This window comes from Hyalangium ruber (genome assembly GCF_034259325.1).
Classification (GTDB): domain Bacteria; phylum Myxococcota; class Myxococcia; order Myxococcales; family Myxococcaceae; genus Hyalangium_A; species Hyalangium_A rubrum.
The window spans coordinates 563436-584519 of sequence record NZ_JAXIVS010000005.1 but is presented as its reverse complement, the minus strand read 5'-3'; the positions used below and the strand labels follow the sequence as shown (position 1 = coordinate 584519).

The window sequence follows — 21084 nt, the reverse complement described above, 5'->3', positions numbered from 1 at the left end:
CTGCCGGGCAGCGGGGAACCTCTACCCGAAGGGATGGGGCAGGAGGCAGCCAATCCCTAAAGGGGCCGCCGAATTGATCGTGAAACAACGTGTGATAACACCAGGGTTGAGGCCAGGGTGCCGTGAGGTGGGGGCACGTGTACTCAGAGAGATTCTCTGGGTGGGTGGGAGCGTAGGGGGCATTCCGCCCGGCTCGGCGCCCGGGACCCTTCCAGAGAAAGCCATGTCAGCCCAGAAGAAGATCCTATTGGTCGATGATTCACCCACGGTCCTCTTGATGGAACGGCTGCTGCTCCAGGATGGGCCGTACGCCCTGCTCAGCGCCACCAGTGGTCAGGAGGCCGTGGACACCGCGCTCGCCGAGCGCCCGGACCTCATCCTGATGGACGTGGTGATGCCGGGCATGGATGGCTTCGAGGTGTGCCGGCGCCTGCGGGCCGAGGCGCCCACGAGCACCACCCCCATCATCCTGGTCACCACGCGCGGCGGCTCCGAGCACGTGGAGCGCGGCTACGAGAGCGGCTGCAACGACTACGTCACCAAGCCCTTCGACGGCAATGAGCTGAGGGCGAAGATCGAGAGCTTCCTGGGACCGTGATGTCGAATGACGCACCCGGACATCCCCCCCTCCGCCCACGGGCGGCCGCCGCCCTTCAGCGACTGAAGAGCTGTCAACGCCCGGCCGAGGCACTGGAGGCCGTGGGAGAGATCGTCTCCCAGCTCATCGGGTGCGAGGAGTTCGTGGTGCTGGCGCGGGACTCCAGCGGGACGGGCTTCGCGCACGCCGCGAGCCTGGGCCTGCCCGAGGCGCGGGTCCACGCTCTCATGTCCGCCCCGGACCTGCTCGGCCAGGTGGCCCGCGAGGGTGGGGTGTACATCGCCGGCCGCACCCGCGGTGTCAGCTCGAGCGCTCAGGAGGCGGAGCTCTCCGCGTGCATCCCCCTGTCGAGTGGTGGGCAGGTGGGAGGGGTGCTCGCGCTCTTCCGGCTGCTGCCCCAGAAGCGCGGCTTTGATGAGGAGGACTTCGAGATCCTGGAGCTGCTCGCCACGCACGGCGGCGTGGCGCTTCCGGCGGTGGGCAAGGTCGCCCTGCCCGCCGGGGTTCCGCCGCCTTCCGTGGCCTCCGCTGCCTCTGATGTCCGCGGGGTGTTCCTCCATCCGGGGGAGATCTTCGTCTCCCGCAATCCCTCCGAGGTGACCACCATCCTGGGCTCGTGCGTCGCGGTCTGCTTGTGGGATCCGCACCTGCACATCGGCGGGCTGAACCACTTCCTGCTGCCGAGCGCCCCCGGGGCCTCGGGCGCCGCCGGTCGCTTCGGCGATACCGCCATCCCCGCGCTCGTGTCGGAGCTGGAGCGGCTGGGCAGCCAGCGCCAGCACCTGCGGGCCAAGGTGTTCGGCGGCGCGGCCGTGGGCGGCATCGCTCCCGGCGGGAAGGCGGGCCTGGGCCAGCGCAACGCGGAGCTGGCCCGGCAGCTGCTCGGCGAGCTGGGCATCTCCCTCGTCGCCGAGGATCTGGGGGGCACCACGGGCCGCAAGCTGCGCTTTCGCACGGATGACGGGTCGGCGCTGGTCAAGAAGTTGGGGGGTGGGTGATGCGTCCGGATCTGGAGATGGTCCGCGCGGTGTTCCGCGCCGAGGCCACCGAGCTGCTCGCGGGCATGGAGCAGACCTTCCTCTCCATCGAGACGTCCGCCGGGAGCGAGGTGTTCGAGCGGCTCTTCCGGTCCATCCACACGCTCAAGGGCAATGCCCTGTTGATGGGCTTTCCGGCAGCCTCCGAGCTGGCGCACACGGTCGAGGATCTGATCGAGAAGCTCTCGGCGCGGGCCGTGCCCAGGACGGCGGCCCTGGCGACCCTGCTGCTGCAGGCGGTGGATGCGCTCCGGCTGCTGATCGGCATCCCCAACGTGAACGAGCGGGCGGGCGTCGATCCGGGGGAGATCCAGCGTCGGCTGGTGGCCGCGGCGCGCGCAGGAGGTCCCCCCGAGGCGGCGTCGCCCGCGAGCTCCGCACCTGCCGTCGAGGGCGAGGCTCCCGCCGCCGAGCGGCTCACCGAGGCCGTGCCAGCCCCAGCACGGGAGCGGACGCTGCGGGTGGGGCTGGACCGGCTGGATCGGATGTTGGACCTCACGGGGGAGATCGCCATCGCCCGTGGGCGGCTGACGACGATGCTGGAGCAGCCCGGGCGCTACTCGCCCCAGGAGCTGCTGGCGGCCCACCGTGAGTCGGACCGGCTGTACCAGGACTTGCAGGAGCTGGTGATGAAGGCGCGCCTAGTGCCGATCGGCAGCGCCTTCCAGCCCTTCGCGCGGACGCTGCGCGACCTGAGCACGGCCACGGGCAAGTTGGTGCGGTTGGAGTTGAGCGGGGAAGAGGTGGAGGTGGACACCGCCGTGGTGGAGTTGATCCGCGATCCGCTCACGCACCTGGTGCGCAACGCGGTGGACCATGGCATCGAGCCGCCCCAGGTCCGCAAGGCGCGGGGCAAGAACCCCATGGGCACCTTGCGGCTCCATGCCCGCCATGAGGCGGGCGGAATCCTCGTCGAGGTCTCCGATGATGGGGCGGGGCTGGACCCGGGGCGCATCCGGGACCGGGCCCGCGCCATGGGGCTGCTCGGGCCCACCGAGGAGCGTCCGGACGATGAGCTCTACCAGTTCATCTTCACCCCGGGCTTCTCCACCGCCGAGCGCCTTACCGAGCTGTCCGGCCGGGGCATCGGCCTGGACGTGGTGCGCAGCAACATCGAGGCGCTGCGAGGCGCCATCTCCATCGACACCCAGGCGGGCCGGGGGACCACGCTGACGCTGCGCCTGCCGCTCACGCTCTCCATCATCGAGGGCTTCCTGGTGGGGGTGGGGGAGGAGACGTACGTGCTGCCCCTGGAGAGCGTCATCGAGTGCGTGGACCTGCCCCCCACGGAGCGGCAGCCGGGCCGCTCTGGAGTCCTCAACCTCCGAGGCCAGCCGCTGCCCTTCCTGCGCCTGCGCGACCACTTCGCCATGGAGGGTCCGCCCGCCGAGCGCGAGAGCGTGGTCATCGTCGGCTATGGCCAGGGCCACCAGGCCGGCTTCGCCGTGGACGCGCTGCTCGGCCAGACGCAGACGGTCATCAAGCCCCTGGGCCGGCTCTTCCAGCACCTTCCCGGCGTCTCGGGCTCCGCCATCCTCGGCAATGGTCGTGTCGCCCTCGTCCTCGACGTCTCCACGCTCCTGCGCAAGCTCCTGGTGGCTCCAGGGCCCACCGCCGCCGCCTGAGCCCGTGCCTCGACTCGCGAGAACTTCATGATCTGGTTCCGGAACTTCAAGATCACCACCAAGCTCCTGGTCGCGTTCCTCTCCTTGTTGGTGCTCTCCTCGGGGTTGGGGTTCTTCGCCCTCGATGTGATCGAGGACCTGCGCCGGGTGGCGGATGAGGCCGCCAACCAGTGGGGGCCCGGTGTCCAACACCTCGCGAAGGTGCGCGGCAGCCTGCTCAAGCTGCGCAACGCCGAGCTGAGTCACCTCGTGGCCTTGTCCCCCGAGGCGAAGGAGCGACTCGAGGGCGAGGCGGAGCAGTCCCGCCAGGAGTTCGAGCGATCCCTGAAGGGGTACGAGCAGAGTGTGCTGCCCGTGGCGGAGCGCCAGCTGCTCGAGGAGACCAAGAAGCCCTGGGAGGACTTCCTCGGTCGTCACCATCAGTTGATGGAACTCTCGCGGAAGAACGGGGACAGGCGGAGCATCGAGGCGCTCCAGGTCCAGTCGTCGAAGGACTTCGAGGTCCTCACGGGCAAGGTGGACGCGCTGGTGGCCACCTTCGTCAAGGGCGCGCGACAGACGACGGCCGAGGCTGCCACCGCCCACGACTCCGCCCGGCGGTGGATTGGCACCGTGATGGTGGGCAGCGTGCTGCTGGGAGCGGTCCTCTGCTTCGTCGTGGCCCGGAGCATCACCGCTCCCCTGGCGGCGGCGGTGAAGGTGGCCGACCGCATCGCCGAGGGCGACCTCACCGTGAGCATCGAGGCGACCACCGGGGATGAGGCGGGCCGACTGCTGGCGGCGATGAAGCGCATGGTGCAGCGGCTGGAGCAGACGCTGCGCGATGTGCGCGAGGGCGCTCGGGCGCTGGCCGCGGCGGCGGCGCAGGTGTCCTCCTCCTCGCAGAGCCTGTCCCAGGGCACCAGCGAGCAGGCCAGCAGCATGGAGGAGACCACCGCCAGCCTCGAGGAGATGAGCGCCACCATTCAGGAGAACGGCAACCACAGCCGGCAGATGGCGCAGATGGCCCTCAAGGGGGCCAGCGAGGCCGCCGACAGCGGCAAGGCCGTGACGGAGACGGTGGAGGCGATGAGCGCCATCGCCGAGCGCGTCACCATCATCGAGGAGATCGCCTACCAGACGAACCTGCTGGCGCTGAACGCGGCCATCGAGGCGGCGCGGGCCGGCGAGCACGGCCGGGGCTTCGCGGTGGTGGCCACCGAGGTGCGCAAGCTGGCCGAGCGCGCCCAGGGCGCGGCGCGGGAGATCGGCACCATGGCCGCCCAGAGCGTGAAGGTGGCCGAGCGCTCCGGCAGCCTGCTGGGCGAGCTGGTGCCCTCCATCCACAAGACGGCCCAGCTGGTGCAGGAGGTCGTCTCCGCCTCCACCGAGCAGGCCTCCGGCGTGAACCAGATGAACCGGGCGATGATCCAGATGGACCAGGTGACCCAGCGCAATGCCTCGGCGGCCGAGGAGCTGGCCTCCACGGCCGAGGAGATGTCGGCCCAGGCCGAGGCGCTCCAGGTGCTCGTGTCCGTCTTCCGGGTAGCGGCAGCCGAGGAGCCGTCGCGTCGCCCGGGTTGGAGCCCTCCGCCCGCTGGCGGTAAACTGGTGCCTCGCGTTCAGGTCCCTTCCGGCCCGACCAGTCAGGCCGCTGCTGCCCTGAAGGCCATTGCCAGCACCAGCCCCACCCAGGTACCTCGGGAGAACGCCCCTGCGCTGCCCGATGAGGACCGTGAATTCAAGCGTTTCTGATGAGGAGACTCCCGTGAGCCAACCTTCCACCCCCGCGGTCGTCTCGCAGTACCTGAGCTTCTTCGTCGCCGGCGAGGAGTACGCGCTGGGCATCCTGCAGGTGCGGGAGATCATCGAGTACGACACGGTGACGCGCGTGCCCGGTGCGCCCGCGTGGATCCGCGGCGTCACCAACCTGCGCGGCAGCGTGCTGCCCGTCATCGACCTCGCGGTGAAGTTCGGGCTCGCGCCGTGTACCCCCCAGCGCCGCAGCTGCATCGTCGTGGTGGAGGTGTCACTCCAGGGCGACAAGCTGGTGCTGGGCGTGTTGGCGGATGCCATCGGCCAGGTGGTGGAGCTCGGCCCCGGGGACATGGAGCCGCCGCCCGCGTTCGGCACCCCCGTGCGCGTCGACTACCTCGTGGGCCTGGGCCGGGCCGGCAAGAAGTTCATCCTCCTGCTGGACATCGATCGGGTGCTCCAGGGACAGGATCTGCTCGCCGCCGGCGCGCTCAAGGCCTCCGAGGCCCCGCCCGTCCAGGCGGAGACGTCCTCCAAGGAAGCCGCGCGATGAATGGGGCGCTATCGCTCATGTCCCGAGTTCCCGAGTCCGTGCCCTTCCCGGGCGCTCCCGAGGTGCCGGACCGGATCTTCCGCGGCTACCAGCAGCTCATCTACCGCGAGGCGGGCATCCACCTGGGGCCCGCCAAGAAGGCGTTGCTGGTGGGGCGGCTGTCTCGCCGGCTGCGGGAGCTGGGGGACATCTCCCTGAGCGAATACCTGAAGCGGGCCGAGGAGGATGCGGCCGAGCGGATGAAGCTCGTGGAGGCCATCTGCACCCACGAGACGCACTTCTTCCGCGAGCCCAAGCACTTCCAGTGGCTGGAGCGCGAGCTGCTTCCCCGCTGGCGCGCCCAGGGCGCCACGGATTCGGGCTCGCGCTCGGTGCGCGTGTGGAGCGCCGGGTGCTCGTCGGGCGAGGAGCCCTTCACCCTGGCCATGGTGCTGCGCCGCCATCTGCCGCCCGAGGAGGGCTGGAGGATCGAGATCCTCGCCACGGACCTGTCCACGCGGGTGCTGGAGCGGGCCCGGCAGGCGCTGTGGCCGCTGGACAAGGCGCGGGAGATCCCCACGGAGTACCTCAAGAGCTTCATGCTCAAGGGCGTCGGCAGCCAGGAGGGGCGGATGAAGGCCGGCCCGGAGCTGCGGGAGCTGGTGCGCTTCCAGCGCCTCAACCTGCATGCCGACGACTATGAGGTGAGCGGGCGCTTCGATCTGGTGTTCTGCCGCAACGTGCTCATCTACTTCGACGCGGCCTCCAAGCAGCGGGCGCTGGAGCGGCTGCTGAGCTACCTGGGGCCGGCGGGCTATCTCTTCATCGGCCACGCTGAGAGCCTGACGGGGCTGACCCACCGTGTCCGCCTGGTGATGCCCACGGTCTACGCGGTGCGCGCGAACCAGTAGCATTCATCTGGCAAAACCCTTGGGAGGGGCAGTGTCCGCGGCGAAGAAGATCCTACTGGTCGATGACTCACCCACGGTGCTCATGATGGAGCGGCTGCTGCTCCAGGTGGGGCCGTACGAGCTGCTCACCGCCTCCAATGGCGCGGAGGCGGTGCAGGTGGCCCTCTCCGAGCACCCGGACCTCATCCTGCTGGATGTGATGATGCCGGGGATGGATGGCTTCGAGGCGTGCCGGAGGCTGCGGGCCGAGGAGGCCACGCGCAACACGCCCATCCTCCTGCTGACCACGCTCAGCGGCGCCGAGCATGTGGAGCGCGGCTACGAGAGTGGTTGTACGGACTACATCACCAAGCCCGTCAACGGCGGCGAGCTGTGGCTGAAGATCGCCAACTTCCTCCGGGAGTAAAACCGGTTTCACAAGTCTGGCTGGACTAGCGCCTCTGGCCTGGAATGCGGTTCTAACTTGATGCTTCTGTAAAATTCGAGCATCATCGAATCATTCCACTGCGGGCTGATCTGGCCCGCTGAGACAGGAGCCCTGGATGACGCGCTTCTCGTTACTGGCCCTCACTCTGGCTGCCACCCTGGGCGTGGCGTGTAGCAAGGAAGCGCAGGAAAACGCACCTGCTCAGGCCACGAGCCTGAAGAAGGCCTCGCAGGCGGTGGGAGACACCTCGCTGGTGGAGGTTCCGGTGAGCGCCGAGGTGCTGGCCGCCGCCGGGGAGAACGCCACCGTGCGCGCCTTCCAGTTCGCCCCGTCGGCGGGGGAGCTCGCCTTCGCGGACGTGGTGCCCATGGCCTTCGAGGTGGGGGCCTCGGACCTGTCGAAGCCCTGGGAGCGGGACTCGGAGCACCCCGAGCGGAGCATGGAGGACACGCAGTCGGCGCTCCGGTTCCTCGATCCGCTGGTGCCGACCATCGAGACGCAGGTGGGGACGTCCGAGGCGTACCGCTCCGGCTACTACCACTGGTGGCAGGTGTCGACGGATGACTTCTGCCACCACGCCGATCTGCACATCCTGGTCTTCCCCGAGGCGCGCCAGGTGTTCACCATCGAAGCGGCGGGCGGAACCGAGTGCTGAGCAGGTTGCCTGGCGCGCTCTTCGCGCGGCCAGGACGTTAGAGTGGGGCGAGGGGCCACCGCACCGGCAGACGCCGGCGCGAGCTGCCCCCGGGAGACCCCATGGCGGACGCACGGAGAGACAAGCAGGCAGTGCCGGAGGAGGCCTCGCGCTCACCGGCGCCGCTCGCTCCGGAGCGGGTCAGCGCCCAGCCTCCGCCGGAGGCTCGGCCGCCTGACATCGGGCCCCCGCAGGAGGTAGCGGGTGGCGTTCCCGCGGTGGTGTCCTCGCTCCAGCACATCTGGAAAGAGATGGGCGCCGTGCGCGGCACCCAGCTGCTGCTCAAGGTCAACCAGAAGGACGGCTTCGACTGCCCCGGCTGCGCGTGGCCGGACCCGGACGCCGAGCGCTCCATGGCGGAGTTCTGCGAGAACGGCGCCAAGGCGGTGGCGGAGGAGGGGACGACGGCGCGGGTGACGCCGGAGTTCTTCCGCCAGTGGAGCGTGGAGGCGCTGTCGCGGCAGTCGGACCTGTGGCTCGGCAAGCAGGGGCGCCTGACGCACCCCATGGTGCTGCGCGAGGGTAGCGGGCACTACGAGCCCCTCTCCTGGGAGGAGGCCTTCGCGCTGGTGGCCAGCGAGCTGAACGCGCTGGGCTCGCCGGACGAGGCGTGCTTCTACACCTCCGGGCGGACCAGCAACGAGGCGGCGTTCCTCTACCAGCTCTTCGTGCGGCAGTTCGGCACCAACAACCTGCCGGACTGCGCGGATCTGTGCCACGAGTCCAGCGGCACGGCGCTCGGAGAGGTGCTGGGCTTCGGCAAGGGCACGGTGAAGCTGGAGGACTTCGAGAAGGCCGAGGCCATCTTCGTCATCGGCCAGAACCCGGGCACCAACCACCCGCGGATGCTCACCTCGCTGCAGCAGGCCGCGCGCCGGGGCTGCAAGATCGTCAGCATCAACCCGCTGCCGGAGACGGGACTCAACCGCTTCAAGCACCCGCAGGAGGCGATTCAGCTCCTTGGGCCCGGCACCGCCATCAACAGCCTGTGGCTCCAGGTGCGCATCAACGGAGACGTGGCGCTGCTGAAGGGGCTGGGCAAGGCGCTGCTGGAGGAGGAGGCGCGCCGGCCCGGACAGGTGGTGGCCCGCGACTTCATCCGGCAGCGGACCACGGGCTTCGAGGCCTACGTGGAGTCCCTGCGCGCCGTGTCCTGGGACGAGGTGGTGGAGCAGAGCGGCGTGTCGGCGGAGCAGCTCCGCGAGGCGGCGCGAATCCTCGCGGAGTCGGAGGGGACGATCTTCTGCTGGGCCATGGGGCTCACCCAGCACCGCAACGCGGTGGCCAACATCCAGGAGATCGCCAACGTGGCGCTGCTGCGCGGCAGCGTGGGCCGGCCGGGGGCGGGGCTGTGCCCGGTGCGAGGCCACAGCAACGTGCAGGGCGATCGGACCATGGGCATCGTCGAGAAGCCGAGCCCGGCGTTCCTGGACGCGCTCCAGCGCGAGCTGGGCTTCGAGCCTCCCCGCAAGCCCGGGCTGGATACCGTGGCCACGATTCACGCCATGCACGAGGGGCGGGTGAAGGTGCTCTTCGCCCTGGGCGGCAACTTCCTGTCGGCCACGCCGGACACCGAGTTCACCGCCGAGGCCCTGCGCCGCACGCGCCTCACCGTACACGTGTCCACCAAGCTCAACCGGGCGCACCTGGTCCACGGGCGGCGCGCGCTCATCCTCCCCTGTCTGGGGCGCACCGAGCGGGACATGGGGGCGGGCGAGGCGCGCTTCGTCACGGTGGAGAACTCGATGGGGGTGGTCCACACCTCGCGCGGCGCGGTGGAGCCGGCCTCCGAGCACCTGCTCAGCGAGCCGGAGCTCGTCTCGCGGCTGGCGCGCGCGGTGCTCGGCGAGCGCAGTCGGGTGGACTGGCAGGGGCTGTCCGAGGATTACGATCGGATCCGCGAGCTCATCTCCCGCGTCATTCCTGGCTTCGAGGACTTCAACCGGCGCGTGCGGGAGCCCGGCGGCTTCTATCTGCCCAACGGCCCGCGCGAGGGGCGCTTCCTCACGCCGGACAGCAAGGCGCGCTTCACCGTCCACCCGCTGCCGCGAATCGAGCTGGCTCCTGGCCAGCTGCTGATGATGACGATCCGCAGCCACGACCAGTACAACACCACGCTGTACGGCCTGGATGACCGCTACCGGGGCATCCGCAACGGGCGGCGGGTGGTGATGATGCACCCGGAGGACATCCGCGCGCGGGGGCTCACTGAGGGGCAGGTGGTGGACCTGACGAGCCACTTCCAGGGAGAGACGCGCGTGGCGCGCCGCTTCGTGGTGGTGCCCTACCGAATCCCGAAGGGGTGCGCGGCGACGTACTTCCCCGAGACGAACGTGCTGGTGGCCATCGACGACTTCGCGGAGAAGAGCCGCACGCCCGCCTCCAAGTCGGTGGTCATCAGCGTGGCGCCCTCGACTGAGCCGGCCCCCGTCGCCAGCTGAGGCGGCGTCATTCCGGTACGGGCGTGTCGTGGTACTGGCAGTCCGTGACGGGGCAGGTGCGGTCGGCGCGCAGCAGGCGCCCGTCATCCGGACAGTAGTTGGACTTGGGCTTCGACATCGCCAGGCGCACGGGCTCCGCGCTGGCCTTCTTGGCGGGGGCCTTCTTGGCGGGGGCCTTCTTCTGGGTCGACTTCCTGGCGGTCTTCTTCGCCCTCGTGGCCATCGTCTGTCTCCTCTACTCGCCTGAGTCGAACACGGTACTGAAGGGGACGACCACCGTGAGCCCTAGCGTGAGCTGGGGCTTGTCGGGAGTGAACGTGAAGGGCATGGCCGCCGCGGCGTGAGCCTCGAGGCCCAGATCCAATCCGGCCATGCGAGGAAAGCCCACGGTGAACCCGGCGAGCCAGTACTTCTCCTCGACCCCCGAGGCCGTGCGCACCAGCGCATCGAGGAAGCCTCCCACGAAGGGGCCGGCCTCGAAGCCATAGCTCGGGCCGTTGTACTTGATGAGCGCCAGGCCGAACTTGTCGACGACGGTGAGCGTGACGAAGTCGCTGTCGAGCTTGTTCGGGCGCACCCAGTTGACCCCCAGCCCCACGTTGAGGATGACGGGCGTCGAGGCCAGCAGGGGAGACTGGAGGAGCTGGCGGTAGGAGGTATCCGCCAGCCGGGCCGCTCCTGGAGCCGTGAAGCCTCCCTCGCTGAGGTAGTCCGCGATGGGGTGGTAGGCACTCTGGATGAGGAGGTGCGCCGTACAGGCCGCCTGGAGCCGGTTGAGGATGCTGCGCCACTTCGGGTCATCCTCCTGGCACCGAGCGGCATCGGCGCCCACGATCCGGATCGCCAGCTTGTCCGCCTGCGCGACGAGGAAGTCGGCGCCGATGCGCATCATCCGCCGGCGGGAGTCGTCGGTCCGTCGCTCCACGCCATCCTGGGCGGCCTGGGCGAGGGGCCCGATGGGCAGGGTGCCCTCGATCTTCTCCAGGATCTCCGGGGCGATGGCGCGCAGCAGGCCGCGCAGCAGCTTGAACACCTCCACGGCGCGCTGCTCCTTGGGAATCTCCAGGAACGCCCGGACCTCCCGGGGCTGGGGCAGGCGCTGCGAGCGGGACCGCAGCCCGGCAAGCTCGGCCTGCTCCGCCGCCGAGGGGTTCTGCTGGGCCTCGAGCTGGCGCTTGCGCGCGAGCCACTGTTGCCAGACGGGGGCGAGCCGGCCTTCGATCTCGGAGGAGACGCCATCGAGCATCAGCTGGACGAAGCGCTCCTCGGTGAGCGAAGGCCCACTGGCGGGGGCGGGCACCGTGGCGGCGAGGGCATAGGCCCGGGCCTGCAGCTTCGTTCGGGCCTCCATGTCCCCGGGGCTCGCGTTGAGGCGGACGAGGGCGTCGCGGATCTCCGGCCAAGCCTGGGTGACGGTGGGGGACTGAGAGCCCATCACCTCGCCAAGGAAGCGCTCGGACTCCTCGACCAGCCGCGCGAGCAGCTCGCTGTTCAACCCGCTGGCCGGCGTGTTCTGCTGGAAGTAGGCGTGCTTCAGCAACTGGGCGAAGGCCTTGGCCTCCACTTCGATGGGCGCGTCCTCTCGCTCGCCGAGGTCCACCAGATCGGTGATGCCCAGGACCGTCGTGCGGCTGTTCAGCTCGAAGCACCGGGGCGCGTTCAGATCGGCCACGGTGTACGGCAGGCCGAGCAGGGCGCTCACGCGCTGGAACTCACAGGTGCCCAGCACGTCGCCCGGCCCCACCATCGTCACGCCGGTCAGCCGGCTCTCGGGAGCAGGAGTGCGGCCCTGCTCGGCCTGGAGCCGCTGGGTGATCTGCTGGGCGGCCACGGACTGGGCCACGCCGAACACCGTCGTCCGGGTGATGCTGGCGCTCAGCTGCTCTTCGTTGGAGGAGCGCACGTAGTCGAGGAGCGCCGCCGCGCTGAGGGCGACGACCCCGTAGCGCCGGATCGCGCTCCGGAACTCCAGGGGCACCAGGAGGCTCTGCACCTGGTTGCGCATCTCCTGCAGTCGCTTCTGATGGTCCTCCGTGCCGGCGCTGCACTGCTTGTAGGTGAGCAGCGCGCTGAGCGGCTCGACCTGCTCCTGGATGTCGCTGCCGACGAGCAGGGACTGGCGCAAGGCGGGCAGGCTCGCGCGGGCGCGGATCCACCCATCATAGGCGTCCGTGGGCAGCCCACAGTCCCTCAAGAGCTGGAGGATCATGTCGTCCTCGGTGCCGTTGAGGAAGCGGTACTCGAAGAACGCGCCGCTGGCGATGGCTCGCTCCTCGACGCCGACCCGGTCCCAGATTCGCGACTTGCGGTCGGGGCTGGTGAGGAACGACCAGGTGGCGTCGTACAGCCCATGTTCGGGCGCCCGGGCCAGGAAGTCGCCGAGGCTGTACAGATAGAGGCTCTCGCGCTTGCGGTGGAAGGGAGCGCCCTCGACGATCTGGGACAGCCCGTACACCACCTCGTCCACCTTCACGGGGCGCTGCTCCAGCAGGTTCACCACCTTGTCCACGAGCGGGCAGGCCCGAGGATTGACGCGGCAGACGAGGCGCTCGGCCTCCGACTTCAGCGCCTTCAGCTCGTCCGGGTCGAACCGACACTCCTCGAGGGTCTGGCCTGCCTCCCGGCCCGCGATGACCGACGCGACCAGACACTGGCTGACGGGCTCGAGGGCCTCGGCGAGCCGGGGGTACTCACTCTGCTGGGTGTCGGCGAGATCGCCCAGGACGACCTCGACGAGCCCCGCCACCGAGCTCTTGACGAAGAAGGTGTTGAGCGCCCGTTCCAGCCCTGCTTGATCCTTCGAGATGGCCGCCTCGGTGGCGACCGCGAGCTGCTCGACGATCGGCTTGCACAGCGGCTTGTTGTCGGGACAGGCCGAGACGATGTGGCTCGTGACGAGCTGCCGCGAGGCCTTCTTGGCGACCGACTTGAACTGATCGCTCACGTACACGGGCAGCTCGGAGGTCTGCGCCCGAGCCGGCCCTGGCAGCAGGCCGAGCACCAGCGCGCAGCCCGCGACAACCCATCGGTGAAACCTCATGAGGCGCTCTCCCACGGGAAGACCCGCACGGATGGAGAGCTTAGCAGGGCCCCTGACCTGGCGAGCAGCGGCGCAAGCGCTCGATTCTCATCAATACGAAAGACAAACCTGGACAGCCCTCGGGGGAGGGCGCCGCCTGGGTGGACGACGCCCTCGCTCTCCGCTCCGGCACCTCAGGAGTGGAAGTGCCGCGGCTCATCCGTGAAGGGGAGCGACTGCTGTGTCTCGCCTCGCTGAATCCGGATCTGGTTGTGGATGTCGTGTATCCCCACGACGTCCTCGATCACGTCCTCGATGCCCCACTTCTCGGCGCGGTGGCGCACCGTGCCACTCAGGGTCACCTCGCCACCGGTGACGGTCACCTCCACCTCGCTGGCGTCATAGGGGCTGTACATCAGCCGCTCGCAGACGTCCTCGCGGATGCGCTCGTCCGAGCGGACGTAGCCCTTGGGGGCCTTGCCCGTGCCGCGTGAGCGAGCCGTTCGCCACTCGTCCCCGAAGGGCTCCCGGCCCATGCCCGCGGCGCCGGCGGCGTAGCCTCCGCCCTTGCCCCAGTTGCGCTCGTGCCAGTAGCGCTCGTCCTCGTCCCGAGGTCGGTCGTACTCCTCTTCATCGCCATAGCGGTTCGCCATCGTTGGGTTCCTTTCGTGCGGGGCCCCGTCACGTCACGAATGCATCGGGCCCTTCTCCGAGTCCTGGGCCACGGCCAGCTTGTCGCCGTGCGGCTCGGGACGCTCCGAGGCCCGGAGCGGGTCCGTACGCTCGACGCGCAGCATGTTGATGAGGTCCTTCACCCCCAGCACGGACTCGGCGAGCGCTTCGATGGCGCGCTTCTCGTCCCGGCTCTTCACCATGCCCTTGAGGGTGACTTCGCCGTTGCGCACCTCGACGTCGACGTTCTCCGCGTTCATCCAGCCCATCATCAGCCGGTCGCAGATGTCCTCGCGGATGCGCTCGTCCGAGCGCTGGTAGCCCTTGGGGCCCCGTCCCGTGGGCATCGGTGAGCCCGAGCGGTAGTTCCCCCCGCCGAGGAAGCCACCGTGGCCCATGTCATGATCATCACCGCGCGTGGTGCTGGTTCCATAGCCCAGGCGTGGCGCATCCATGTTCTCCACACCTGGGCCGTGGCCATAGCGTGGCGGGTAATCGTCGCGCTGCCGGCGGTGCTCCCGATAGCCCTCTCGAAGCTCCGACATGTCGTCCATGTCATGGAGCCCCGCCAGGTGCGAGTGGTCGCGCTCCCGGTGCTCCGGCGCTTCGCGATAGCCCCGCGACCCCATGCCATAGCGGCCACGCTCCGGGCCCATGCGGCTCTTGTCCTCATGGAAGGCGCCGCTCGGGCTGGCCCTCGGATCGAAGTCCCGGTCCCGGCTCGGCCGCTCGGCATATCGGCTCCCGCGCTCGCTCCGCTCACGTCGGCCCAGCCGCTCGCCCCCTCCATAGCCCCTCTCATCGGGACCCCGGTACATCTCCGCGCGCCGCTCGCCTCGCCGCTCCTCTTCGGGATCCCGTCTGCGCCGCTCGTCCTGTCCGCGTCTGTCGTCCTCGTAGCGCCTGTCTGCCATCGCAGCCTCCCCGGGTAACTCCAAGACGTTCAGGCTCCGGCTCGCGACCGGCAACGTACCCCTCCCGCGCCCGAGCGGCGGGCAGGGGAGGAGCGTGCCGCCAGGGAATGAAAGCCAAAGCCTCTCACCCGAAAAGACAGGGATGCCGATTGAGGCTGCTCGGTCGCTCGGCTACGCTAAGCGTGTCTTCGTGTCGTGGGGGCTGTGCGTTCGCGGCTGCAGCCCCGGCGAAGCGCTGGGGATTGGCGTGCCATCGGCCCCTCCCTTTTCTCTCCAGGAGGAATCATGCGTCTTATGGGGCCGGAGTTCGTGCGAATGCTCGCCGTCGTTGTCTGGGGTTGTCTGTTGGGGGCCTGTGAGCCTTCCACCGTCGACGACGCGCCTTCCCTGGCCGTCAGCAAAGCGGCGCTCGTGAATACCTCCTATATCGATCTCCGACTCCGGACGGGGACCGCGGTCGCCCAGGGGAGCACCTGTGGCGCGCGCAACGAGGTGACTCCCTCCTGCAAGAGCAACAGCTCCGCCTCGGACTTCAGCTTCCGCTGGATGGCCCCGTACACCGGCAGCTTCACGTACACCACCCACGGCTCCAACTACGACACGGTCCTGGTGGTCACCGACTGGAACTCCAGCGCGACACTCGGCTGCAATGACAATGCGCCCGGTGGCTCCACCTCGGGGGTGTCCGTCAACCTGTCGGCGGGGCAGGAGGTCAGCATCACGGTGGATGGAGCGGGTTGGTCCTGTGGCAAGTTCCAGCTCAACATCACAGGGGTGCAGCTGTCCTGTGGCGCCTGCAATACGCCTCCCAGCCCGTGCCATGAGCCCAATGGCACCTGCTCGGGTACCACCTGCCAGTATGCGCTGAAGGCCGAGGGGGCGAGCTGCGATGCCGGACCCCCGCCAGACCAGTGCTACGAGTCCACCGGCACCTGCTCCGCCGGGCAGTGTGTCCCCAACCCCAAGCCCGCCGGGACGTGGTGCGACTCGGGCAACCTGTGCATGGTTTCCGCCTGCAACGGAGCGGGCCAATGCGCGTTCGTGGAGAACGTCGTCTGTCCCTACTCCCCGTGTGAGCACTCTTATGGGTGCGATCCCTTCCAGGGATGCGTCTACGAGGACTGGTGCTCGAACGCGGGAGGGATATGCGCGTATGGCTGCTGCAGGGACGCCACCTTCAATTACTGCATCGCTCCCGTGGCGTGGTGAGCCCAGCGCGGGACTCTTGCTTGGATTCTCTTAAGCTGGGAAATCCAGTCATGCGAGAATAACTAAGAATCCTTGCACTCCCCTCATTTTCTCTGATAGTGAATATCGTCACGGGGTGCTCGCGCCGAGCGCCGGGCCTGAGGGCCAATCCCAACAGTTCGAATCCGGCAGGGACCGTGTTGCCATGGAATGGCGACACGGAAGGCCGTCCCATCTCGGCGTGACGCCACGCATGACAGGTATGGATGAAGAGGGAGGACGAATGAAGAACCAGAAGGTATCGAAGGCGTTGCGTTCCTTTGTCTCCGTGGGCTCGGTCTCCGCAGTCGCGCTGCTGTCGGCGGGGTGGACCAGCGCGCTGAACCCGCCGACCGCCAGCGTGGACAAGGCAAGCCTGCTCGCGGACTCGCAGTACATGAGCCGGAAGTTCCAGGCACGTGCCGAGCGGGCCTCGGACTCGATTCGCATCGACCTCGCGGACGCGGCGCAGTTCCGCTTCGTGGAGAACCGGCTCAAGGCGTCCGGAAAGACTCCCAAGAACTCGCCCTACCTCTTCCAGCGGCTGCGCGAGGCCCGGCTGAAGGCGCTGGCCAACCCTTCGCGCCCCGGTGACATCTCGACCCAGGAGTCGGAGGCGGGGCAGTGGTGCACCCACTTCCTCTATATGGGCAACGAGAAGGGTGACAGCACCAGCACCACCTATGAGCTGACCCCGGTGGTGGCCTGCGAGGGCGGCGCCAACTACATCTATACCGACGTCATCGCCTACGACTCGAACGCCGATCTCACGGACAACATCCCGGTCGACTCCGCGGCGGGCGAGGACTACGGCGGCGGCACGAACTTCGTGGGCGATCTCGTCATCTACCCGACCCTCCCGGCGGATGCTTCTCGGCACCTGAACACCGAGTCGCTGATGATCGCCATGGACGAGAGCACCGGGGCCGAGCAGTTCACCTACACCCAGGTGCAGTCGGCCGTCACGCCGGTGAAGCAGGGCATCCAGGTGTTCCACCCGGCGCAGCTGCTGGGCGGCGCGGGCTCGGACATCGTGATCTGCCAGCAGCGCGGTGGCTCGGACTGCGACTATGCCGTGTCTGGCTACGTCAACGGCGTGCTGCAGGCCTACCCGTCCGGCAGCCTCATCACCGGCATCGCGGGCGCGAAGCCCGACGGCACGCGCAACCCGAGCGCGTACTGGCCGGTGAGCAACTACTCGCAGGCGAAGGTCTACCTGCCCGTCAACGGCCTGTATGACGCGGGCGCGAAGGCCGCCGAGTGCCGCATCACCCAGTTCGAGTCGGCCAAGCTGCGCCTGCAGCTCGTGAACACCGGCAAGGTCTGCTACGTCGAGACGGACTTCCTCAACCAGCTGGTCTCCGGCTCGCGCGCCTCCGCGTTCTCGTTCCTGGCGGACTTCACCCGCACGGCCAGCGGCCCGGGCACCTGCAACAAGGACACGATCCTCAACGAGGCGGTCACGCTGTGGATGCAGATCAAGGCCAAGGCCGACTGCGGCGGGGGCCTGATCGAGGATCGCTTCACCTCCATGACGTCGGACATGAAGGCGCTGGTGACGCAGAAGATCTTCTACCGCAACAGCTGCATGGCCGAGGGCACCAGCATCCTGCGCGCCGACGGCACCAGCAGCCCCATCGAGCAGCTCGAGGTGGGCGACAAGGTCATCGCCAACGACAAGGGTGTGGCGCTGACGGTGATGGACATTGCCCGCGGCGGCGAGGACAAGCCGCTGGTGCGCGTGCGTGACAGCGCGGGCCACGACGTGCGCCTGACCGAGCAGCACCCGGTCATCACCGCCTCCGGCAAGGTGGTCCCCGCGGTGGCGCTGAAGGTGAAGGATCAGGTCAAGGCGAAGGGTGGCACCACCACCATCACCTCGATCGAGCGCATCCCCTACGAGGGCCAGGTCTTCAACCTGACCCTGGGCACGGACGCGGAGCTGGCCTCGCTGAGCAAGGAGGAGCGCACCATGTTCGCCGGTGGCTTCCTGGTCGGCGACAACGCGATGCAGCTCGAGCTCGAGACGCCGAAGCACCCGCAGGTGGCGGTCATGTCCAGCCTGCCCAAGGTCTGGCACAAGGACTACCTCAAGCGGCTCGACGTGAAGCAGGGCGCCGCCCGCAAGTAACGCGGTAGATGCTCGCCCCGGCCCCGGTCCTTCCCCGCGGAGGATCGGGGCCTCGTCGTTCGAGGGCTAGCGCGCCAGCTCCACCCGCTCCAGGTACCGGGGCACGTAGGCCTGCCAGCCCTGGGACTCGACGCGGCTCTTGAGCCCCTGGAGCGCCACGGGCTCGCCGTGTACCAGCAGCGTCTGGCGGGGAGGGGACTGGAAGCCCTCCATCCACCGCATCGTCTCCCGCCAGTCCGCGTGCGCCGAGAAGCCGCTCACCGTGCGGATCTCCGCCGCCACCGGCACCATCTGCCCGTGGATGCGGCTCTCCTTCTCCCCGTCCTGGAGGCGCCGCCCGCGCGAGCCCTCGGACTGGTAGCCCACGAAGAGGATGGTGTTGCGCGCATCCGGCAGCCGGTGCTTGAGGTGGTGCAGCACGCGCCCGCCCGTGGCCATGCCCGAGGCGGAGATGATGATGCCCGGCCCCTGGAACTGGTTGAGCCGCTTGCTCTCGTTGGGCGAGGTGATGAACCGGGTGCGCCGCGTGGCCAGCGGCGTGGCCCCCCGGTCCACCAGCGAGCTCATCCCCAGGTCATGCTCCTCGGGGTGCGCCAGGTAGATGGGGGTGGCATCGCACGCCATGGGCGAGTCCACGAACACGTCCACCTCGGGGATGCGGCCCTCTTCCTCCAGGTTGCGCAGGTGGTAGAGCAGCTCCTGGGTGCGGCCGATGGCGAAGGCGGGGATGACCACCACGCCGCCACGATCGAAGGCCCCCTTCACCGCGTTGCACAGCGCGTCGTGCGGCCGCGTCTCGCCGTGCTCCCGGTTCCCGTAGGTGCTCTCCACCACCAGCGTGGTGGCGGCGCTCACGCCCTGCGGATCCCTCAGGATGGGCGCGTTGTAGCGGCCCAGGTCCCCGCTGAACACCACGCGCTGCCCCGTGCTCTTCAGGTCGAAGGCGCACACCGCCGAGCCCAGGATGTGGCCCGCCCTATAAAAGGTAAGGGTGATGCCGGGGAGAATCTCCTTGGGGCGCTCGTAGCCGAACGTCTCCATCAGCTTCACGGCGCGCTGGGCATCCGCCACCGTATAGAGCGGCAACGCCGGCTGGTGCTTGGAGTAGCGCTCCTTGTTGGCGTAGCGCGCCTCTTCCTCCTGCAGGTGCGCCGAGTCCGGCAGCAGCAGCGCCGCCAGGTCCCGCGTCCCCGAGGTGGAGTAGACCGGACCGTTGTAGCCCTCGCCCACCACGCGCGGCAGCCCGCCCGTATGATCGATATGGGCGTGCGTCAGGACGATGGCGTCCAGGCTCGAGGCGGGCACGGGCAGCGGCTCCCAGTTGCGCCGCCGCAGCTCCTTGTGGCCCTGGAACAGGCCGCAGTCGACGAGCACCCGCCGGCCCTCGTGCTCCAGCAGGAACTTCGAGCCGGTGACGGTGCCCGCGGCACCCAGGAAGTGGATGGAGGCCATGGCTTTCCCCTAGTCGCGGACGTCCTGCAGGTCGGGCAACTGGTCCGGGTCTATCTTCAGCAGCACGCAGATGCGCGTCAGCGTCGAGACGCTGGGCAGCAGTCGGCCGCGCTCGATGCCCCCGTACGTCATCGGGTGCAGATCGATTCGGCTGGCGACATCCTCCTGCGTGAGCCCGGCGCTCTCCCGGGCGGCGCGGATGGCGACCCCCAGAGCGACGGCCCGCTCTCTCTGACTCATGCGGAACCCCGTTCAGTCCGCCAGCCTATGCCATACCCGGCACCGAGTCTTTCCACTCAATCTTCCATTCCAGGGCTACTCTCGAAGTAGAGTCGCTGTAAATTTACCCTCAGGGTAGTGTCCCAAGGCATTGAGCCATCTTTCCTGGAAAAGGAGCCCCTTCATGACCAGTCCGCCACTGGATCGTCCCCCCGCCGCCGGCCCCGCTGGCCCCGTGCTGCTGGAGTCCGGGCGCACGACTTATGAGCTCATCCGCCCCTTGGAGCAGACCGTCCATGGGGAGCTGCTGCTCGCCCGGCGGAGGTTCGACACCAACACCGGGGACTACGTCGTGCTCAAGCGGTTGAGCCGCGAGTGCCGGGAGGAGGATTACCGGCGCCTGATGGAGGAGGTGGCCATCACCGCGCGGCTGAGGCACCCCGGCATCGCCGGCATGCACGACGTGGACGGCAGCGTGGGGGACCCCTACCTGGTGTTGGAGTACGTGGAGGGGCACCGGCTCGACACATTGATTGAGGCGGCAGCGCAGGCGAGCAAGCCCCTGACCGAGGCGTTCGCCTGCTACGTGGGCAGCGAGGTGGCCGATGCGCTGCACCACGCCCACGAGCTCACCAGCGAGGAGGGCCGCTGGCTGCGCCTGGTCCACCGCAACGTGTCGCCGCGCACCATCATGGTGGGCTCGCGGGGCGAGGTGAAGCTCACCGACTTCGGCACCGTGTGGGCGGCGCTCCCGGGGCGCCAGCCCACGGAGGACGACGCGCTGCCGGGCAACCTCGCGTATGCCTCGCCGGAGCTGACGCGCAAGGGCACCATCGACGGGCGCACGGATCAATTCTCGCTGGCCGCCGTGCTGCTGCACCTGCTGACGGGCAGGCCCCTGGTCGAGGGCTCGGACCGCGTCACCCACGAACTGCACGAGCTGCGGCAGCGCATGGAGGAGGCGGTGGCGATGGGGCCGGGAGACGAGGCCGCCACCGCACTGGTGCGGGACTTGCGGGGCCGCATCCACAAGCTCACCTGGGGGTTCGTCGATCGGATCCGGGCGCTGACGCCTCGGGATGTGGCGGAGGCGACGCGGGCGGTGCCCGTGGGCCTGCGCCCCATCCTGCGCCGGGCCCTGTCTCCCCGGCGGACGGACCGCTATGCCTCGTGCGCGGAGTTCGGCCACGAGCTGCGCCTGCACCTGTGGCGCGTGGGCCAGTTCTACGGTCGGCCCGAGGCGGCCAGTGAGGTATCGGCCCTGCTGCGAGCCCCCTCGCGCGGCCGCTCCCGGAGCGCTGTGGCCCGCTCGAGCACCGCGGGGCACAAGAGCGGGGGAGCAGGCCAGGGCCGGCGCGCTGGCTCCTCGGCGGAGGGGCGCCGAAAGAAGGACACGCCGTCCCGGTGAGCCGGCAGGGGAGGCGGGGGTGGCACCCTGGCGGGGCCGTGCG

At 69.2% G+C, this 21084-nt stretch carries 18 protein-coding genes; 12 read left to right on the top strand and 6 right to left on the bottom strand.

All coding sequences use genetic code 11. The annotated features are described in order from the left end of the window. Positions 1-223: 223 nt before the first annotated feature. The 9 genes from SYV04_RS17910 to SYV04_RS17870 all read left to right on the top strand — a co-directional run bounded on the left by SYV04_RS17910 (position 224) and on the right by SYV04_RS17870 (position 9999). Complete coding sequence (locus SYV04_RS17910; RefSeq protein ID WP_321547018.1) at positions 224-598, top strand: response regulator; 375 nt, start codon at positions 224-226, stop codon at positions 596-598. Beyond that, positions 598-1596 (top strand): GAF domain-containing protein, encoded by a 999-nt coding sequence (locus SYV04_RS17905; protein ID WP_321547017.1) that lies wholly within the window; start codon positions 598-600, stop codon positions 1594-1596. The genes SYV04_RS17910 and SYV04_RS17905 overlap by 1 nt, the downstream gene beginning before the upstream one ends. Next, a complete protein-coding gene (locus SYV04_RS17900) occupies positions 1596-3260 on the top strand; it encodes a chemotaxis protein CheA (protein WP_321547060.1) in 1665 nt (554 codons plus the stop codon). Before SYV04_RS17905 ends, SYV04_RS17900 begins: the two co-directional genes overlap by 1 nt. Positions 3261-3287: 27 nt before the next feature. Further along, entirely contained in the window at positions 3288-4994 is a 1707-nt protein-coding gene (locus tag SYV04_RS17895) for a HAMP domain-containing methyl-accepting chemotaxis protein (protein ID WP_321547016.1), read from the top strand. Between the two features lie 13 nt (positions 4995-5007). Then, positions 5008-5547 (top strand): chemotaxis protein CheW, encoded by a 540-nt coding sequence (locus SYV04_RS17890; RefSeq protein WP_321547015.1) that lies wholly within the window; start codon positions 5008-5010, stop codon positions 5545-5547. Positions 5548-5564: 17 nt separating this feature from the next. Then, on the top strand, positions 5565-6437 hold the full coding sequence (locus SYV04_RS17885) for a CheR family methyltransferase (protein ID WP_321547014.1): 873 nt from the start codon (positions 5565-5567) through the stop codon (positions 6435-6437). Positions 6438-6468: 31 nt separating this feature from the next. Beyond that, positions 6469-6843 carry a response regulator gene (locus SYV04_RS17880; RefSeq protein WP_321547013.1) on the top strand — a complete coding sequence of 125 codons (375 nt, stop codon included), beginning with the start codon at positions 6469-6471 and terminating at the stop codon, positions 6841-6843. 136 nt (positions 6844-6979) lie between these two features. After that, complete coding sequence (locus SYV04_RS17875) at positions 6980-7519, top strand: hypothetical protein (RefSeq protein ID WP_321547012.1); 540 nt, start codon at positions 6980-6982, stop codon at positions 7517-7519. A 101-nt stretch (positions 7520-7620) separates the two neighbouring features. Next, on the top strand, positions 7621-9999 hold the full coding sequence (locus SYV04_RS17870; protein WP_321547011.1) for an FdhF/YdeP family oxidoreductase: 2379 nt from the start codon (positions 7621-7623) through the stop codon (positions 9997-9999). A 7-nt stretch (positions 10000-10006) separates the two neighbouring features. On the opposite strand, the gene SYV04_RS17865 is transcribed toward SYV04_RS17870, so the two are convergent. The 4 genes from SYV04_RS17865 to SYV04_RS17850 form a co-directional block, all read right to left on the bottom strand. After that, positions 10007-10222, bottom strand: coding sequence for a hypothetical protein (locus tag SYV04_RS17865; protein ID WP_321547010.1), 216 nt, complete (start codon positions 10220-10222; stop codon positions 10007-10009). 12 nt (positions 10223-10234) lie between these two features. After that, complete coding sequence (locus SYV04_RS17860) at positions 10235-13039, bottom strand: hypothetical protein (RefSeq protein ID WP_321547009.1); 2805 nt, start codon at positions 13037-13039, stop codon at positions 10235-10237. A 173-nt stretch (positions 13040-13212) separates the two neighbouring features. After that, positions 13213-13671, bottom strand: coding sequence for a BON domain-containing protein (locus SYV04_RS17855; protein ID WP_321547008.1), 459 nt, complete (start codon positions 13669-13671; stop codon positions 13213-13215). A gap of 33 nt (positions 13672-13704) precedes the next feature. Next, positions 13705-14604 carry a BON domain-containing protein gene (locus tag SYV04_RS17850; RefSeq protein ID WP_321547007.1) on the bottom strand — a complete coding sequence of 300 codons (900 nt, stop codon included), beginning with the start codon at positions 14602-14604 and terminating at the stop codon, positions 13705-13707. 285 nt (positions 14605-14889) lie between these two features. On the opposite strand from SYV04_RS17850, the gene SYV04_RS17845 reads away from it, so the two are divergent. Together SYV04_RS17845 and SYV04_RS17840 are read left to right on the top strand one after the other, a co-directional pair. Beyond that, positions 14890-15813 (top strand): hypothetical protein, encoded by a 924-nt coding sequence (locus tag SYV04_RS17845; protein ID WP_321547006.1) that lies wholly within the window; start codon positions 14890-14892, stop codon positions 15811-15813. 262 nt (positions 15814-16075) lie between these two features. Next, positions 16076-17962, top strand: coding sequence for a Hint domain-containing protein (locus SYV04_RS17840; protein ID WP_321547005.1), 1887 nt, complete (start codon positions 16076-16078; stop codon positions 17960-17962). 66 nt (positions 17963-18028) lie between these two features. Here the strand turns inward: SYV04_RS17840 and SYV04_RS17835 are convergent, their stop codons facing one another. Both SYV04_RS17835 and SYV04_RS17830 read right to left on the bottom strand, forming a co-directional pair. Continuing rightward, a complete protein-coding gene (locus SYV04_RS17835; RefSeq protein ID WP_321547004.1) occupies positions 18029-19414 on the bottom strand; it encodes an MBL fold metallo-hydrolase in 1386 nt (461 codons plus the stop codon). A gap of 9 nt (positions 19415-19423) precedes the next feature. Beyond that, positions 19424-19654, bottom strand: coding sequence for a helix-turn-helix transcriptional regulator (locus SYV04_RS17830; RefSeq protein WP_321547003.1), 231 nt, complete (start codon positions 19652-19654; stop codon positions 19424-19426). A 163-nt stretch (positions 19655-19817) separates the two neighbouring features. Between SYV04_RS17830 and SYV04_RS17825 the strand changes: the two genes are divergently transcribed. Further along, positions 19818-21041, top strand: a complete 1224-nt coding sequence (locus tag SYV04_RS17825) for a serine/threonine protein kinase (RefSeq protein WP_321547002.1) — start codon at positions 19818-19820, stop codon at positions 21039-21041. Positions 21042-21084: the final 43 nt, after the last annotated feature.